We start from the raw sequence: 17,057 nt of genomic DNA, 5'->3' as shown, positions 1-17,057 counted from the left end.
CACGTAGGCGATAGGGGAAATGTCAACAGACCCTAGTCGTAAATGGATGGTGTATGAAAGTTTCAGGGTATTAATACCATTTATGACGATATAAAAGTTCAAACCATGCTGGAATAAATCATCGTCAACAAAAGAGGAAAAATGCTGACCATGGAATTGCTTGCGTGGCTCTCTATCTCAATTCTTAGATGGTATTTATTTGAAGCCGTGCGATGATGCGTTTGATACCGAGGTGGTATCAAGATGATGTTCTGATTTATGGCTGTGAACTGAACCCCGCGACATTTTATTGTAACGGGTTACTTCACCGGGTTAGTAAATCATTGGAAAAAATTCCTGAATTTCTTCCAACTGCTGGATTGGCTGTTCCAGCTGCTTTTTGAGCAACTCCAAGTCTGCGGTCCTCACTTTACATAGGCTGCTAATGGCGTCTAAATCGAGGCAAACAGGGGCCGGATCAGTGGAGCCCTCGCCCAATACGACGGCCTGCCCGATGCGAGAGCCACGAGAGATACCAACATCTTTCAACCCAGAATCCCAAACTACCTCTTCATTTTCAGCATAATTATGGAGTTTTAAGGTTCTTTTAAATTTGGGTTTATTAAATGTTGGTGTGGGGTAAAATGACTCATCAGGGTCACAATAATGCTGTCGCACGTGCGCCGGTAGCAGGCTCTGTTCTTTTCCAACAACCGTGCGCCAATACTCCTTAGACTTGCCCGTACCCCATACAGGAGTATTTTTGACATAAGTATCAAGTGCATTAATGAGTGGCTTAAAATCAAAGTGTTGCTCATGGTGTTTCTTACCATTAAGGGTGAAATGCACACCGCCTGTTTTCTTTTCCTCGTCAAAATCCTCTATCACGGTTTTATATTGCTTTAGTAGTTCTATTCTGATTTCTTCCCCTTTCTCGTTCTTGGGAAGGCAATCAAGCACCATGTTTGCCATATAGCGGACATCCATGGTCCATAAGAGCAGTTCAAAAGGCTTGATGTTTTTAAAGTGATGCCCCGAAGGGGCAATAACTGAGCCACTTTGCAACAGCAATTCAGGATGTTCTTTTAGCAACTTCTCTGCCTCATCCTGATTGCCTGAAGCAATGTACCCCAATAATTGGTGTATCTTAAATTTTGGATGCTTGTTCAGCATCTCTTGTACTGTGTTCTGATTGTTTTTAGACACATAACGCACAAAGGCTTCCTCAATGCGTTGCGGCTGATTGGCGCGATAACAGTTCCTGTTGAAAGCAAATAAACTTAGGGCTTTTTGCAGCTGATTCCCTTCAATCGCTTCTTTGGGTAAAAATGAAATAATGTGTGAGGTAGTGTCCTCCGCTTTGGGCGAATCTTTAAATAATTTCTCGTCTAAAATTTCTAGCATAGGACCCCCTATATAGTGATTGTAGTGGCATTATGACGTGGTCTAACAGATTTTGACAACCCAGTTGAGAACTTTTTATCATGATGGAATTTACCTGCTATGACTCATTTAACACAGTGCTTGATCACTGATAAAGTGATTGAATAAATCTAGTAATCTTGCTGGTTGATCAATAGGTGCAAGATGACCGGCATGACGAATTTTAACTTGAGTTAATCCACCAGCACTCTTGGCATAACCTGCTACTTGATGGTCAACATGCCATACACAACGTGCCGTATTGGCGAATTCTTTTTTGAAAGGCCAATTGAGCTCTGACAACCATAAATCAGTACTCATGAAATTGGAGTCTTTTCCATCTTCAAGACCGTTATAAATCAACACGCGAACACCTGCTGCCAGTATAACTGGGTATAAATTGGCAACAGAGTCTTGCTCACCAATTTCAAGGCGCTTTGCTACTCTCTCACTAAACGTTTTAAATTGTTGAACCCGTGGATCTACATGCAACGCCTGACGAACTTCTGGTGTATTTAAATATTTAATCATCGTGCTATCATCAGGTTCTACACCCTTAGAAATATTAGCCAAATTAAGACCACCACTTTCTTTTATAATCAAGGCCTGTATTTTTTCACACGTTTGATTGGCTCGACGAGTTGATGGCGTTCTTTTATCTATTTCTTTAATGCATTGATGATACAGTTTTAACACTTTCTCTTGAGTGTTACGGTCAATTAATCCATGAGAATAAGCATAATCCGCATTAGCTAATTGTTGGAGCCGAGGATTAACCCAGGCATCTCCTACCAGCAGCCCTTTTAATTGAATTTTTTGCTTGCCCGTATTGCCTGTGATAATGCGCATGGCTAATTGAGGCAAATATTTCCCTGCATAGGATTCACCAGCCAGATAGAAAGGTTTTGATGCCAGCTCAGGATGATGTTGGAAAAAAAACTGTATTGCATAATACAATTGATCCATTGCTTCTGATTCATTTAAATAGGTGTTTTTTTCTCCGTAAGAAAAACCTACTCCGGCCGGTTGATCGATCACCAAATAATTAGCTTTCTGACTCCAGGAATACCGACGTTCTGATAAAGTTCCATCTTTATTTATGATGTATGGTCCATTTTCCATAAAAAAACCATACATACTTACAGCACCCGGTCCCCCGTTAAGCCATAAAACAAGAGGCGAATCAGCAAGAGGGGAACGATTTTCCACATACCAATAAAATAAATTGCCCGATGGAGTAGCAGAGTCTGAAATAGGAAGATAACCAGCTAATTCTAAACCCTTAACCTTACCAAAGCCAGGTAAGGAAATTATTCTTTCCTCAGAATTAATCAAAGTTTTGTTTTGAGCAGCAAAGAGAGTGAAAACGCAACAGAGTAAAAGAAATAAAATGCTGTAATTTTTCATGTACCCACCCATTTGGCTAATTAAATATTGGAAACTCTCTAGATGCTGTCGTCACGAGATACCAGCCCACAGCACAATACATCTGATTTGCACAGCGGCTAGGAACGAAGCCGTATTTTTGGCTTATCTTGTGGCAATACCGCGCCACCTTTTCAGATGCATAAATGTATTTTCAACCAAGTGCCTTAATCTATAAAGTTCTTTATCGTATTCTCTTTGTACTTTTCGGTTTTTTGGGGAGTTATAACCCCAGAAATGCCTTTTTTTCAGCTTGTTCGACACGTTCATTACTATCGTATCCTCTCTCGGCAAGCAAATGATCAGCTTCCAATCCTTCAATTTATCGCGAAGCTTGAGTGCAATCTGCGGTGGTCCCAGACGTAATGAAAAGTCTGACCGGCATACCCTGTGCATCGACGGCCAAAATGAATCTTCGTATTAAGTCCACCTTTTGTAATGCCCCTGTCTTGATTGCCTCCTACTCCCCCCGCGCCGTAAGCATGTAGTATTTAACATACTGGTGACATCATGTATAACTCCAATACCCTCACTATATGGGAGGGGCCCATTAATGTCGAGTAAGTGTTCACGTAATGGTGTCAACTTAAGGGAAGTTGTAGCCTGGATGGAGCGACGCGTAATCCGGGAGCAAGGTACGAATCAGGTTTCGATCCCGGGTTACGGCTGCGCCTTCACCTAGGCTACATTCTGACGCCACAATGTTATCTTTATGATTCATTAACAATCATTTTTTTCTTGGCCCAATTTTCATAGGCCAATTTGGCAAATTCACCTGGAGGTAAGGGTTCGCTTAAGAGAAACCCTTGTCCTAACAGGCATTTTTTTGATTTCAGATACTTCAATTGCGGGGTTGTCTCAATACCTTCAGCAACAATACTCATTCCCAGTTCGCTAGCTAATTTAATAATAATATCAATAATAGCTACTTTTTGTTTTTCACTATGAATGTCGGCGACAAATTCTTTATCGATTTTTAAAGCATCAATGGGGAGAGTTTTTAATCTGTTTAAGGAGGAGTATCCCTTACCAAAATCATCAAGTGAGAGTTTTATTCCTAACTCGGAGATCTTATGAAGAGACTTGTTTATTTCCTCATCGTTCCTCATTAATAGAGTTTCAGTAATTTCAAATTCTAAATATTTTGCTGGGTAATTATAATCTTGTAATGTTTTTTCGAGGCTTGGAATAAATTCGCTATGAAGTAATTGAATGGGGGAAATATTAATAGAAAATGAGAGCATAGCGTGATATTCATTTGACCATCTCATCACTTGTTCACAAGCTTTGCGTAAAATCCATTGACCCAGAACCACCATTAGTCCTGTGCTTTCTGCAATAGGAATAAATTCGTTAGGCGATATATGTCCTAATACTTCATTATTCCAGCGTAAAAGTATTTCTGCTCCAACAATTTCTTCATTCTGAAGGTTGTATTTAGGTTGATAATAAAGTTCAAATTCGTCATTTTGCAGTGCTTTGCGTAAATGAGCTTCCACTTCAGACTCTCTATGTTGAGAGCAACTCAGTTGATTAGTGTAAAATTGATAAGTGTTTTTTCCACTTCTTTTAGATTTATACATTGCCATGTCGGCTTTTCTTAATAAGTCTTCAGTAGTAGTGCCATCGTCGGGGGAAATGGCAATACCAATACTGGCAGTCACAGTAATTAATTTACCGCTAATCGAGTAGGGGCTATGGAGTTCATTTAAGATTCTTTCTGCAAGTTGGCGGGCTGAGGAGGGGGATTTGATATTGGGTGCTATCAGGGTAAATTCATCTCCACCAACTCTTGAGATCAGATCTCCTGTTCTTACCAATAAAACCAGGCGGCTGGAAAATTGTTTGAGTAGCTCATCCCCATGAACATGACCAAAAGTATCATTGGTTGTTTTGAAGTTATCTAAATCAATGAGTAATAAAGCCAATGAACTTTTACTTCGTTGCGAGTTTGCTATCGATTTACCTAATAACTCTTCAAATTCGCGGCGGTTAAATAAATTGGTTAACGAGTCATGAGAGGCCAGATATTTTAATTCTCCTTGTTTTATTTTTAGTCTTTTTTGAGCATTTAACACTTCAGAGTATGAAAATACATAATTGATAACCAAACAGATGCAAGGGATAAAATAGGAAATAACTTTAAGAAAATAGGCGATATTATAGGCACTATCATAAGGAGAACTGGATAATACCATCAAGTAAATTGAAATAACGACTTGAGTGACTGCCATATAAAAAATACAGTCAGTCAAAATGGTCGGATGCGTTTTATAAGTTCTAGGGTAAATAAACAGTATTAAAAATAAATAAATGCTTACAGAAATTAATTCATAGGGTCTGGATAAATAAGAATCTTTAAACCACATGGTCGGAAGTTTTATTACACCGGCCGCATAATAAATTAGAGTAATGGCTGCTAATACTAATAAAGTAGTAAGTAAAATAAAGGTACCTAAATTTAAAGTATTTTCGTCTTTAGTATTCAGCAGCAGAGTTAATCCCACAATGAAGATCATGCCACTGATGCTGTTTGAGAAAATCCAAATTAAGGCGTCTAAATTAGTTTTTTCTGCTGGTGCAAGCGATAAACCATCAACAACCAGCGTATTTAATGCCTCTAATGAGCCAGAAAATAATACTGCTAGTCCAATAATTAAGGCTATTTTATCATTACTAAGCTTATATTGAGTAAATGATAATAAAACCGTAACCGCGGCCAATGAAAATCCTGACCATTGCAAAAGAGTTTGTCTAAAATAGCCGCGAATCTGTGACTCAAGAAGACGAGATTTTAAGTCATTGCCATGACTCAATTGGCCTGCAAGAATACTAAAGTCTATGCCTAAATTGAGGCCAATGTAGGGAAGACCCAATAATAAAATAATAATTAAAACTAAAAAGTGAGGTATTCGCTTTAATGTAATTTCATTAAATACAAATGAATTATCCATTTCTTTTACCTCTAGTTTAAGGTTTCCTAAGGTAATTTCATTCTATTTTTATATAAAATTTAGCATACAATAGATCCAATATCTTATTTTATTGAAAGAAAACCATTTTTTCCTTTTTTGATGGTTTAGCAGTTGACGATCAATTTCTCATGAAGAGTTCATCATAAATAATAAAGGTATAGTGGTTTCATTAATATTTATTATAGGTAAAGTGTTGGGATTTTGGTTTGGGTTCATCGATAAGCAGTGTTATGGATTAGTGGTGTCAAACATTCATTCCAGTTGATATAATCCGGCCATTATTGTTCAACCAATCATTTATTATGAAATGCTCTGTATTTATTGCTACCAGCCTTGATGGGTTTATTGCAAGAGAGGATGGCTCCATTGATTGGCTGATGAAGGCTAATACTCTTGCATTACCTGGCGAAGATGGCGGCTACAAGTCATTTATTTCAACAGTTGATGGACTAGTAATGGGCCGGAATTCTTACGAGAAAGTGTTGTCATTTGATGAGTGGCCCTATGTGGATCTGCCGGTGGTGGTTATGAGCAGTCAACCAATTACCATTCCAGAGCATTTACGGGCTTGTGTATCTACCACCAGAGAAGATCCTGTCTCTTTGGTTAACCGTTTATCCAAACTAGGGTTGAAGCATCTCTATATTGATGGTGGGGTGACTATTCAGGGATTTTTAATCAATAACCTTATTAATGAAATGACCATTACTTTAATTCCCATCCTTTTGGGAAGTGGGCGATCGTTATTTGGGTCCTTGAAACATGATATTGAATTGCAGCATGTCTCTATACGAACATTTGAGGGTGGATTTGTCCAAATCAAATATCGCATAGGTACATCGCAAGAAGAGTAAAGCCCATAGTTCATTATGTATTGGTTTTGCAATACGCATCAGTTTTTAATAGTGATTTGTAAGGACTATCGGGCTGTTTTGCTATCCAGGAGGTAAATGCTTGATTCTCAGAGGCCCCCGAATGGACAAAGGTATAAAATAATCTAATGTAGTCTTTTCTGGCTTGATGATATTCTTTTTTCCATGGTTGTGAGGCTAGTGAGGGAGACACCCCGAACAAGTCAATTCCTCCTAATCCCGCTTGGCGAGTAATTATATCTTCTAAACGCACATATTTTGCATTAGCTAATATGTCACGCATTACCATAAACATGGTCGTTCTTCCATTCCCTGCTGCGCAGTGAACGTGTAGCCAGGCATTTGGCGGTATTTTTTTGAGAATTGTTAAAAATTGATCTACCTGGTACGGCGCGGGGGGATGATAATCAGGAACATCAATTCTAATGTAAGCTACGCCGGCCTTTTTCGCGGTCTCCTGTTCTGTATAGACCTCTTTAATGGGGATGATTACTGGTTGTATCGGAACTTTAAAACCTGCTTGAGGCTTGCCCAATTTATTGATTTTGACCACTCCTGATTTTAGAAAGTATTTTATCCAGGCAGACTCAGTTTCACTAATGGCTTCTGGTGTTTTACCCCAGTTTATCTCGTCTCGCTTATAAAACAGGCTAATAGGTAATCCATTAATGTACAGGTGAGTTTCCTGACGCAGATCAAGGATATATATTGGATGTGTTTTTCCTTTGGTTTTTCTTAACCACAGCATATTCCCTAAAGTAGGAGCAGCACTTCCGGAGATAAATAAAGCCTCCATTCCTTTTTCATTAATTTTGATTTGTTGCTCATTTAGGGTTGGGATAGTGCTTGTAGTGCTACGCCAATGAACAGGCTCCACCTGCGCAGAACCCTCGTCATTTTGCCAGTGATTTTTTATCCAGAATGCTCCTGGGATTAAGGGTATTTTTTCTGAGGACTCTGTAGATTTCATATCTTTTGCTTCTGCCAAAAGAGTTGGGGCTATAAGTATGAAAATGCAGAAAACCAAGTTGATTGTTTTCATAGTTAAACCAAATGTCTTTCTTTTAGTTTAAACCTTAATCAATTAAGAAACCATCAAAAATTTATCAGTAGGGCGTTATCCCATTAGGAAGTAATTAAAATAGGCCGCACTTCACTATGCTATAATTGAACAATATATATAGGGAGGTATTATGAACAGATCCATCGTTTTTGGTCTATCTGTACTCCTTTTTACATCATTTGCAACCCCTGTTGCTGCCTTTGATGTGGATAATAGTAGAAGCTCACAGGCAGGAATCAGTCTTCAAGATAAGGCAGAACAAGGGGATGCTGAATCTCAACTGCAATTAGGTATTAATTATGAGAAAGGTGACGGGGTTGAACAAGATCTGAAAAAAGCATTGTTTTGGTATCAAAAAGCGGCTGAACAAGGAAACCCCGAAGCTCAAAATAATCTGGGTTTATTTTATTTAAAAGGTCTGGCTGTCCCGCAAGATATTAATAAAGCTCAATTCTGGATAAAAAAAGCGGCAGATCAAGGTTTGCCAATGAGCCAAAATAATATGGGTGTCTTGTATGAGCATGGATCAGGAGTGAAACCTGATTTGCAACAAGCCTTTCAATGGTACAAAAAAGCGGCAGATCAAGGAAGTCCGGATGGGCAATATAATTTAGCCGTAATGTACATGAATGGGAATGGTGTTCCTAGGGACCTGAATCAAGCGATTTATTGGTACAAAAAAGCAGCTGATCAAGGAGATCTTGATGCTCAGAATAATATTGGAGTGATTTATGAGCGTGGTGATCCCTCTCTTAAGAAAGATGTAAAAACTGCAATCACCTGGTATACGAAAGCGGCTAATGGCGGATCAGCTTTAGCACAGACAAATCTTGGTGTGTTGTATATGAATGGTGATGATACAGTTAGAGATTATAAGCAAGCAATTTATTGGTTTGAGAAAGCTGCTGAGCAGGGAGGTGTAAAGGCACAAAACAATCTGGGATATTTATACGAACGTGGTGATGGAACTAATAAGAATCTGAAGCAAGCAATATATTGGTATAAGAAAGCCGCAGATCAAGGATTTGCAATGGCACAAAATAACCTGGGTATTATATATTCCAGTGATGGAGAGTTTAAAGACTTTAAACAGGCCTTAATTTGGTTTAAAAAAGCTGCTGATCAAGGTTTTGCAGAGGCCCAAAATAATCTTGGTTTGAGCTATATGAATGGTAATGGGGTTAATAAAAATTACAAAGAAGCTCTATTTTGGTACAAAAAAGCAGCGGAACAAGGATTATCTTTGGGCGAGTATAATCTTGGGATAATGTATATGAATGGGCTGGGGACGAAAAAAAATGATAAAGAAGCAGCCGGTTTATTTCAAAAAGCAGCGGATCAAGGCCTGGCTGTGGCGCAAAATAATTTAGGTGTGATGTACATGGATGGGGAAGGAATAGAAAAAGACCTTAAGAAAGCGGTCTATTGGTTTAATAAAGCTGCGGATCAAAATCTGGATCTGGGTCAAATTAATCTTGGTATCATGTATGCTGAGGGTAAAGGGGTGGATAAGGATTTAAAGAAAGCAAAGTATTGGATTGGCAAAGCTAAGGACAGTGGCTCTCCTGACGCCAGCAGAATATGGATGTCTTATAAACTATGGAAATACTAAAGCAGCCAAGGGCAAAAAACTAGTTATCTTTCTTAGTATGGTTATAATGATGGATATAAATAAATACTAACGGATTAGTTCTATGGCGAATCTCCAGATAAGAAATCCGGAAAACAGACAATGGCGTATGCTGTTAGTTTATGATGTTTATAGGATTCTTAGTATTGCTTTATTTTTAGGTATTTATTTTTACAGTTACATTTCTAATGCTAAACCCTTATTGTTTTTCTCTATTTTATGTAGTTACTTCATTTGTTCACTGATTTTTCTTTATTTAGGATATAAGCAGAGCCTGGGTTTTGATAAGCAGGTGTTCTTATCAGGGACTATAGATGTCATTATTGTTTCTACCCTGCTGATCATTATTGGCAACATGCACTCCGGTTATGGCATTTTATTAAATGTCACTATTGCCTCATTGAGTATTCTAGTTCCGGGACGTTTGGCAATATTTTTTGCGGCTTTGGCCAGTTGTTCGCTTTTGTGTGGTAATTTACTGCAATTCATTGTTTATAATCAAAAAGATCTGGGAACTTTTTATTATAGCGGCATCTACGGAGCAGGTTTTTTTGGCACCGCATTAACTGCATGGTACCTTTCCAATTGGGTGCGGATGTCCGAGGATCTGGCCCGACATCGTAGTGATGAATTAGCAGAAATGCAACGAATTAACGAATACATCGTTGATAGATTACATTCAGGTATTATTTATACTGATGAAGGGAAACAGATTAAATTAATGAACTCTGCTGCCCGACAGTTTTTTTGCATTAGTAAAAAAAGTCCACTTAGTTTAGAGCAATTGTCCTCCCCTCTAGTGGAAAAGTTTGATCATTTTTTAATGAAAATTAAACAAAATGAACGTATGGCACAAAGTGTTCTGGAAGAGCCTTACCTGCGTGTGCATTTTTTTTCAACCGCTGTAGCTAATAATCCTGCAGTATTAATTATTCTCGAAGACATGACTAATATAGCCCAACAAGCACAACAGCTTAAATTGGCTTCCTTGGGGCGTTTCTCAGCCAGTATTGCCCATGAATTGCGTAATCCTTTAGGAGCAATAGCGCATGCGGCACAATTATTAGGAGATGATGAAGAGTTAAGCAAAGAAAATGCTCGTTTAAAACAATTAATTCTAAATAATTGTGGCCGGATGAATGGCGTGATAAAAAATGTTCTACAACTTACCCGACGCCAGCAATCTCAACCTCAAGTGAATGACATCGCTTCTTTTCTAGAGCAGTTCAAGCAGGATTTCTGTCATAACAATCAATGTGATTTTATAATTAAACTACCTAAAAACAAGCAATTGGCGGTAGTCTTTGACAAAAGTCAGCTGGAACAGATTTTGGTTATATTATGTGATAATGCAATGCAGCATGCCAGGGACGCGCAGGGCAACGTTACTATACTCATTGCTGTAAAATCATCAGATTATAAAATACTCGTAACGGTGAGTGATTCTGGACCTGGTATTCCTGTAGAGAATAGAGATGTTATATTTGAGCCTTTTTTTACAACGTTGAGGAATGGAACAGGAATGGGATTGTTTCTCGCCAGAGATTTATGTGAAATTAATCAGGCAAGATTAAACTTGGTAAATTCCAATAAAGGGAGTTGTTTTGCCATTACCTTAAATTCGTCGGATGAATTATTAATATGACTAAAAGCAGAGTGCTTGTTATAGATGATGAGCCGGATATTCGCGAACTGTTAACCCTTACTTTGTCACGTATGGGTTTGTTTTGTGATACGGCTGCTGACTTTAAACAAGGGATAGAATCTATCAAGCGAAATAAGTACTCATTAGTTTTAACGGATATGCGTTTGCCAGATGGTGACGGCATAGAAATAGTCAAGTTTATTCAAAAATTTAAACCACAGCTCCCAGTGGCCGTAATTACTGCTTTTGGAAATGTTGAAGGAGCGGTAAATACTTTAAAAGCAGGGGCTTTTGATTACGTGTCTAAACCTGTCAATTTAAAGATGCTCAAGGAATTAGTTAAAACCGCTTTATCGATGAAAAACTCCATGCACGATAATCAGAATGAATTATTGGTTGGAGAAAGTCAGGTGATGCAACAGCTTAATGAGAATATTCATAAGCTTGCACGTAATCAAGCCCCTGTGTTTATTCAAGGTGATTCTGGCGTCGGTAAGGAGCTTGTTGCTCAGTTGATTCACGCTAATGGTCCCAGAGCCGATAAACCATTTATTCCAGTTAACTGTGGTGCGATTCCAAGTGAGTTGATGGAGTCGGAATTCTTTGGTCATAAAAAGGGAAGTTTTACGGGAGCAATAGCGGATAAAACAGGCTTATTTGTAGCCGCCCAGGGTGGGACTTTGTTTCTTGATGAAATTGCTGAATTGCCCCTTGCGATGCAAGTTAAGCTACTTCGTGCGATACAGGAGAAGGCGATTAAACCCATTGGGGAATTATATGAGGTTCCTGTTGATGTGCGTATTTTGAGCGCCAGCCATAAAAATTTATTAGAAGAAATTAACCTCGGAAGATTCAGACAAGATTTATATTATCGGGTTAATGTAATTGAGTTACGCGTTCCTACCTTAGCAGAAAGGCTTTCTGATATACCTTCTTTAGCTGAGACAATATTAAAAAAATTAGCCAAAAATCAGAACAAAAAAATCGTTACTCTTAAACCTGAATGTTTGACTATACTACAAAATTATCGTTTCCCGGGGAATGTGAGAGAGCTGGAAAATATTTTAGAACGAGCTATGGCTTTGTGTGAAGAGGATACAATCGAAGCCAAAGACTTACATTTACCTCAAACAACGACTACTGTACCTCCTGCTTCACCTCAAAGTTCAGCTAACTTAAATGGCTTTCTGCAAGATCAGGAAAAAGAATTAATTCTTAATGCGCTTGATAAAACAAAATGGAATAGAACGGCTGCTGCTCGTTTATTAGGTATTAGCTTTAGAACTTTACGATACAGATTAAAAAAATTAGGTCTGGATTAAAAGGGGTTGCAACAAACTGTTCTAAAATATCTTGGTGTGGATTGAATCGGGGTATAGGTAATAATTTAGTTGCATCCCAAGCCTTTAATGGCGTCATGAATTTTAATCCCTTCTTAAAAGAGGGGCTGCGGATATATGCCACTACTTCTCTAATAAAAGCCAAAGCGTAATAAAATACATCGCATTATCTGGATATAGTACTATTTAAGGGATAACCCCTGTCTTTGCTTTCACAAAGACGGGAAATAGTTCTTGCTGTCACCATCTATTTAAAATTTATTCCCTATAAGCAGGTGCTTTAGGAAGAATAGCATCTTTAGTCGGTTCTATCTCCACAGCCAATTCCTGATAAATTTGTGAAAAAATTCCCAATCGTTTTTTAAGAGTATCTTTTAATTGCATACGGATGTTTTCATCGCTAATGCTCTTATTGATGATGTTTTCATATTGATCAAAAGGTGTTTCGGTAATTTTTTTCAAGGCAGACAAAAATTCATTAGTTCTGGTTTCAGAATTAAGAATTTTTAAACAGTCAGGATGCATAAGGAATTTTTTCATAAAACATTGTCTGAAAAAATCCACGCCACTTTTCTCTACTCGATTTTGAAGTTCGTCAGCAGTCAATTCATGGTTATCTGTATTCAAGTGAAATAGAAAATCTAATTCTTTTAATACACTACTATAGTTATTGTAACTTTCTGAAGAAAAATACTGTGAGAAACAAAACTCCGGATCCAATCTTCTGATCAATACATCCTCATCTTCTGCGACCCCGACTACATTGCTTACGTCAGGATCTCCCAAAAAAAAGCTGATCATTAAGGAGAAAATTAAACTTTTAACTGGTTTGTTTAAACTAAAAATGTCCTCACCTTCTGCCAGGAAATCAATTTTTGAACTCATTCTATAATAGATAGGCTCAACATCATCTTCCAGATCCTCATCCACTTCTCCTTTACCAACAAAATATTCAGGTTGTCCTTCTCCCATTAATAAAGCATAGAAGTTGCCGCCACAGACTGTTAATTCTATTGTGGTTTTTAATGAATGAGCATGCCATTCCGTCCGGTTGTAAAATAACTCTCCTCCGGTTGAGACAAAAAATTTTCTATGCGTTTTTGTCTCCACGGCCTCCTTAGTATCCATATCAATTATGCGTACTAATTGGTTGCCATTAATAGAGATATATTCATCAATCATTGATTCAGTGGAGGTTGTTTCCGACACTATCGGTGTACCAATTATGAAAGGGCTTCCCGAATTGCTTAGATTAGGGCTTGCCATGCTACTGCTGCTTTCCGAATCCGATTCATGCTTCCTTTTTTTATCTTTTGGCAGCGGGAGTAATTTCGATTTAAGGTTGGAATAATGAAAGAAAGTTGATTTGTTATTCATGAATTTCACCATAAAAGCAAATTATTATACATTAATTAGTCATTTTAAGTAATTCATATTCATTTTATCTTGTGAAAATGGCTAATATTTATTCATTAATTTGTTAATAATCTTGAAATGAAATTTTTATTGCAGACATTGAAATACCTGAATGCTTAGTCTAAGGTTATAAGACGCGATGAACAGTGTTCACGCGAATTCTAAATAAATTGACTACTAAGGAAAGTTATAATGAACTCATGGAATAGTGTTGTTTTCTTAAAAACAAAAAATGCATGGTCTGATTCTGCTTCAATTGCCAAAATGAGCGGTGTGCAAAGCCTATGGTCTACCTCCGGTGATTGGGATTGGTGCATTAAGCTTGATCCGAAACATTCAACACCAGAAGAAACAGCAGCTTTCGTTAAAAATTTAAGAAATGCAGATTGGGTTGCTGAGACTAAAACCAGCTGGTGGAAAGAAGTCGCTGTAAAATAAAAAGTTTTATCTGACGCATTTTGAGAGATTAATTGGGCTAAAATGTCCTGTGGCACTATTGGACTGCTTGGCTAAGTTAACCTCTCAATAAGTGCGGGCAACGTCATCCCGAACACGGTGAGGGATCTCCTGAATATGGCTCTATGCCTGCACTTGAAGATCTCTCTGCGCTCGAGATGACGATTCTGCCCTGGACTTGTTGAGAAATTATCCTTAACGTTCCAGGGCTATATTTTTATTCTCTTTCTTATATACCGTCGTTATCTTTTCTCCATTCCAAACATAACTGAAATGAGAGCCTTGGTGGCATTTATGAATTATGTTGGGCTTAAATAAGGCAAAATTAGTTCCGACTGACCTTACTGAATGATAGACGCATCCATCTTCTTGCTTTTCCTTGATTTGAGCACCCAAATTTTGACTTAATTTATAATCTATAAGTGAATAGATGGGTTCCGTTTGTTTATTCAAAGCCGTTAAATCGAATAACTGTGCGCTAAAATCAGCAATTAAACTTCGCATGTCTAATTCTTGAGCAGGTTCATTGGTAAAAGATAAGAATTGTTCTTTATGATAGATCGTTTCTGCAATAGCTGTAGAAAGCGACTCAGCGGCATAATAAACTCCATAATCGCCATTAGAAAATCGGCTACCATCAGGGTTAATATGAGTGAACGCTGCCATAATGTATCCACATCCAGGAACAGCATATAAGCGTTCTTCCTTTGGAACTAAATTCAAGAGCCCAATTTCATCCTGAATTCTGGGATTTGTTAGCATTTGTACTGCAAACAGTGCGTCAAACTCATCCGGAGAAGCCACATCCTCAAACAGATGAATAGGAGGGAATTGGGAGGGAATCAAGCGATAACAACGTTGCTTCGTAAAGGGGCGTTTATGCAGTAAATCTAAAGAGTACATCAGGCTTTACCGCCTCTTTCTGCGTTAAGTCTGCTGGCAACAGCCCAAAGATCAACGACTCGTCCTTGCATCATGATATCCATAGCAGAGCGACCGTTATAAAAAGGCGCTTTATTGGGTTTTCTCACCCATTTATAAACGGATTCCTGATTGGAAAATAAAATTCTTAAAGCGGCATGAATGTTTAATAAATAAGAAATGCGCTCAATAAGATCATGGCTAAAAGAGGCTTTTTCAGGAGAGTTTTTGTATTTAAACCAGGTTGATCGTTTAAGACCTAATAAGATTAATGCCTCATCAGTGGAGCAATGCCATTTATCAAAAATATTTAAAACTACTTTAAACGCGGTTTGAACCTGTTCATTATTTATATTGGCTGAGGATTGAATTGGAATCATCGTATTCTCTACACTATGGCTTGATAGTCTAAATATAGACTAATTAATTAAAATAGTCCATATATGGACTATTCAAAACCATTGTCTGATGTTTTCGCTTTAATTCGTTTCCATGAATTTAATTTCATCAATCTTGGCTAAGATTCGTGCTTTTAAATAAGCGTCTTTTTTTGCTAAATCCAGAGCTACTTTTAATTGTGCAATAGCTGCTCTTTTTTGTCCCTCGAGCAACAAACATTGCGCTTGAGTAAAATAAGCATAACTTTTTTGATGTGCTTCTGCCTCTGCACGAGCCAGGGCGCGGCAAAGTTGCAGATCCTGTTTGTACACTCTACTTCCTTTTAAGAGAACACTGGTTGCTTTTTCTGCTTGATTAGCAGCGAGTAATGCTTCGCTGTATGCCATCAATGCCGCGTAATTATCAGGATAAGTATTCAGTATTTCTGCCAGACGGGAAAGAGCGGCCTGATGTTGCAACATTCCTGTTTCCGCTTGTGCCATTGCAATTTGGAAATAAAGATTCTCTTTATTTTGTTCCAGCAATGGTTTTAAACGGTCCGAGGCCTTCTGAAAATTATTATTATTTAACAAGGCAAGAACATAGCCATATTGGCAGGCAACATTGTGGTTTTGCTTGTGGCATTGATATTCATAAAAATCGAGTATTTTTTTATTTTCTGACGCCACTGAGACCCTGATTAATTCCTTGAATAAAGCATATTCTAAAGAGTCCGCATATTGTTTTTGGGGTAACCTGGCCGTACGATTTTCAGCTTCTGCGATTCGATCGGCATCCAGGGGATGGGTGCGCAGAATTGCTGGAACATTAGCGGTATAATAATAACGGGAATTTTCCTGCATTTTTTTAAAAAATGCAGCCATTCCTCGGGGATTGAATCCCGCTTTGATCAACATATCAATACCAATTCTATCCGCTTCTTTCTCTTTCGAGCGAGTAAAATTGATATTATCCTGCGAAAAGCCGGAAAGCGAAGCCATCATGGCCCCCATTCCTGCAGTGGGATTCAGGACTCCTAAAGCAGCTGATGCAAGCAAAGAGGCGAGCATGGGTATGCGCATCTGCTTTTGATGTTCTATCATAGAATAAAGATGGTGTAAGCGAACGTGGGCTATTTCATGAGCCATTACTGCAGCCAGTTCACTTTCATTGCTCGTAGTTAAAATAAGTTGGGAGTTAATACCAATATATCCTCCAGGACCTGCAAAGGCATTTATCTCTCTTGATTTAACTATAAAAAAGTAGGGTGCCTTAATGTGGCCGAAATGCGCAAGTTTTTTCCCTATGTTATTAACAAACTGACTGGCTAAGGGATTGCGTTCTACACTGTCTGATTGATTAATCTGTTGAATGAATTCTTTTTCTAATTGTTCCAGTTCCTCTGTGGAGTAAGGAGATAGACCCTGAGCAAATGAAAGAGGGGTCAAAAGAGACAAAATTAGTAGTACAATCCAAGATTTTAGTTTGGAAATTATGGGGTTAAAACTAAATTTTATGTTCAATTTAATCATTAG

Annotated in this window: 13 protein-coding genes and 1 pseudogene; 5 read left to right on the top strand and 9 right to left on the bottom strand. The window is 38.1% G+C overall.

Translation table 11 applies throughout. From position 1 onward, the window contains the following. Nucleotides 1-312 precede the first annotated feature (312 nt). From LOX96_RS15775 to LOX96_RS15760, 4 genes and pseudogenes are all read right to left on the bottom strand, one after another. Complete coding sequence (locus tag LOX96_RS15775; RefSeq protein WP_250424341.1) at nt 313-1,383, bottom strand: hypothetical protein; 1,071 nt, start codon at nt 1,381-1,383, stop codon at nt 313-315. 108 nt (nt 1,384-1,491) lie between these two features. After that, complete coding sequence (locus tag LOX96_RS15770) at nt 1,492-2,808, bottom strand: S10 family peptidase (RefSeq protein ID WP_250424342.1); 1,317 nt, start codon at nt 2,806-2,808, stop codon at nt 1,492-1,494. Between the two features lie 51 nt (nt 2,809-2,859). Beyond that, a pseudogene (locus LOX96_RS15765) lies at nt 2,860-3,296 on the bottom strand (IS5 family transposase); the annotation flags it as partial. Nucleotides 3,297-3,536: 240 nt separating this feature from the next. After that, nucleotides 3,537-5,780 carry a bifunctional diguanylate cyclase/phosphodiesterase gene (locus tag LOX96_RS15760; protein WP_250424344.1) on the bottom strand — a complete coding sequence of 748 codons (2,244 nt, stop codon included), beginning with the start codon at nt 5,778-5,780 and terminating at the stop codon, nt 3,537-3,539. A 323-nt stretch (nt 5,781-6,103) separates the two neighbouring features. Here LOX96_RS15760 and LOX96_RS15755 point away from each other — a divergent pair, with 323 nt between their 5' ends. Continuing rightward, nucleotides 6,104-6,655 (top strand): dihydrofolate reductase family protein, encoded by a 552-nt coding sequence (locus LOX96_RS15755; RefSeq protein WP_250424346.1) that lies wholly within the window; start codon nt 6,104-6,106, stop codon nt 6,653-6,655. A 13-nt stretch (nt 6,656-6,668) separates the two neighbouring features. Here the strand turns inward: LOX96_RS15755 and LOX96_RS15750 are convergent, their stop codons facing one another. Beyond that, nucleotides 6,669-7,715: a phosphatase domain-containing putative toxin gene (locus LOX96_RS15750; protein WP_250424348.1), complete on the bottom strand. Its 1,047-nt coding sequence runs from the start codon at nt 7,713-7,715 to the stop codon at nt 6,669-6,671. Between the two features lie 151 nt (nt 7,716-7,866). On the opposite strand from LOX96_RS15750, the gene LOX96_RS15745 reads away from it, so the two are divergent. The 3 genes from LOX96_RS15745 to LOX96_RS15735 all read left to right on the top strand — a co-directional run bounded on the left by LOX96_RS15745 (nt 7,867) and on the right by LOX96_RS15735 (nt 12,333). Next, entirely contained in the window at nt 7,867-9,348 is a 1,482-nt protein-coding gene (locus LOX96_RS15745) for an SEL1-like repeat protein (protein WP_250424350.1), read from the top strand. An 82-nt stretch (nt 9,349-9,430) separates the two neighbouring features. Next, nucleotides 9,431-11,011 carry a sensor histidine kinase gene (locus LOX96_RS15740; RefSeq protein ID WP_250424352.1) on the top strand — a complete coding sequence of 527 codons (1,581 nt, stop codon included), beginning with the start codon at nt 9,431-9,433 and terminating at the stop codon, nt 11,009-11,011. Further along, nucleotides 11,008-12,333, top strand: a complete 1,326-nt coding sequence (locus tag LOX96_RS15735; RefSeq protein ID WP_250424354.1) for a sigma-54-dependent transcriptional regulator — start codon at nt 11,008-11,010, stop codon at nt 12,331-12,333. The genes LOX96_RS15740 and LOX96_RS15735 overlap by 4 nt, the downstream gene beginning before the upstream one ends. 276 nt (nt 12,334-12,609) lie before the next feature. Here the strand turns inward: LOX96_RS15735 and LOX96_RS15730 are convergent, their stop codons facing one another. After that, nucleotides 12,610-13,728: a hypothetical protein gene (locus LOX96_RS15730; protein WP_250424356.1), complete on the bottom strand. Its 1,119-nt coding sequence runs from the start codon at nt 13,726-13,728 to the stop codon at nt 12,610-12,612. A 231-nt stretch (nt 13,729-13,959) separates the two neighbouring features. Between LOX96_RS15730 and LOX96_RS15725 the strand changes: the two genes are divergently transcribed. Next, complete coding sequence (locus tag LOX96_RS15725; protein WP_250424358.1) at nt 13,960-14,205, top strand: hypothetical protein; 246 nt, start codon at nt 13,960-13,962, stop codon at nt 14,203-14,205. Nucleotides 14,206-14,418: 213 nt separating this feature from the next. On the opposite strand, the gene LOX96_RS15720 is transcribed toward LOX96_RS15725, so the two are convergent. From LOX96_RS15720 to LOX96_RS15710, 3 genes are all read right to left on the bottom strand, one after another. Continuing rightward, entirely contained in the window at nt 14,419-15,126 is a 708-nt protein-coding gene (locus LOX96_RS15720; RefSeq protein ID WP_250424360.1) for an RES family NAD+ phosphorylase, read from the bottom strand. Continuing rightward, a complete protein-coding gene (locus tag LOX96_RS15715) occupies nt 15,126-15,524 on the bottom strand; it encodes an MbcA/ParS/Xre antitoxin family protein (protein WP_250424362.1) in 399 nt (132 codons plus the stop codon). Before LOX96_RS15715 ends, LOX96_RS15720 begins: the two co-directional genes overlap by 1 nt. A gap of 99 nt (nt 15,525-15,623) precedes the next feature. After that, nucleotides 15,624-17,054 carry a M48 family metalloprotease gene (locus tag LOX96_RS15710; protein WP_250424363.1) on the bottom strand — a complete coding sequence of 477 codons (1,431 nt, stop codon included), beginning with the start codon at nt 17,052-17,054 and terminating at the stop codon, nt 15,624-15,626. Nucleotides 17,055-17,057: the final 3 nt, after the last annotated feature.

It is taken from the genome of Legionella maioricensis (assembly GCF_023618015.1).
Classification (GTDB): domain Bacteria; phylum Pseudomonadota; class Gammaproteobacteria; order Legionellales; family Legionellaceae; genus Legionella; species Legionella maioricensis.
Note: the sequence above shows the minus strand (reverse complement) of the source record. Positions and strands in the feature narration are given on the sequence as shown.

Coding starts and splice junctions, on each gene's coding strand:
- LOX96_RS15775 (WP_250424341.1), bottom strand. CDS start 1,383: ATGCTAGAAATTTTAGACGAGAAATTATTTAAAGATTCGCCCAAAGCG.
- LOX96_RS15770 (WP_250424342.1), bottom strand. CDS start 2,808: ATGAAAAATTACAGCATTTTATTTCTTTTACTCTGTTGCGTTTTCACT.
- LOX96_RS15760 (WP_250424344.1), bottom strand. CDS start 5,780: ATGGATAATTCATTTGTATTTAATGAAATTACATTAAAGCGAATACCT.
- LOX96_RS15755 (WP_250424346.1), top strand. CDS start 6,104: ATGAAATGCTCTGTATTTATTGCTACCAGCCTTGATGGGTTTATTGCA.
- LOX96_RS15750 (WP_250424348.1), bottom strand. CDS start 7,715: ATGAAAACAATCAACTTGGTTTTCTGCATTTTCATACTTATAGCCCCA.
- LOX96_RS15745 (WP_250424350.1), top strand. CDS start 7,867: ATGAACAGATCCATCGTTTTTGGTCTATCTGTACTCCTTTTTACATCA.
- LOX96_RS15740 (WP_250424352.1), top strand. CDS start 9,431: ATGGCGAATCTCCAGATAAGAAATCCGGAAAACAGACAATGGCGTATG.
- LOX96_RS15735 (WP_250424354.1), top strand. CDS start 11,008: ATGACTAAAAGCAGAGTGCTTGTTATAGATGATGAGCCGGATATTCGC.
- LOX96_RS15730 (WP_250424356.1), bottom strand. CDS start 13,728: ATGAATAACAAATCAACTTTCTTTCATTATTCCAACCTTAAATCGAAA.
- LOX96_RS15725 (WP_250424358.1), top strand. CDS start 13,960: ATGAACTCATGGAATAGTGTTGTTTTCTTAAAAACAAAAAATGCATGG.
- LOX96_RS15720 (WP_250424360.1), bottom strand. CDS start 15,126: ATGTACTCTTTAGATTTACTGCATAAACGCCCCTTTACGAAGCAACGT.
- LOX96_RS15715 (WP_250424362.1), bottom strand. CDS start 15,524: ATGATTCCAATTCAATCCTCAGCCAATATAAATAATGAACAGGTTCAA.
- LOX96_RS15710 (WP_250424363.1), bottom strand. CDS start 17,054: ATGATTAAATTGAACATAAAATTTAGTTTTAACCCCATAATTTCCAAA.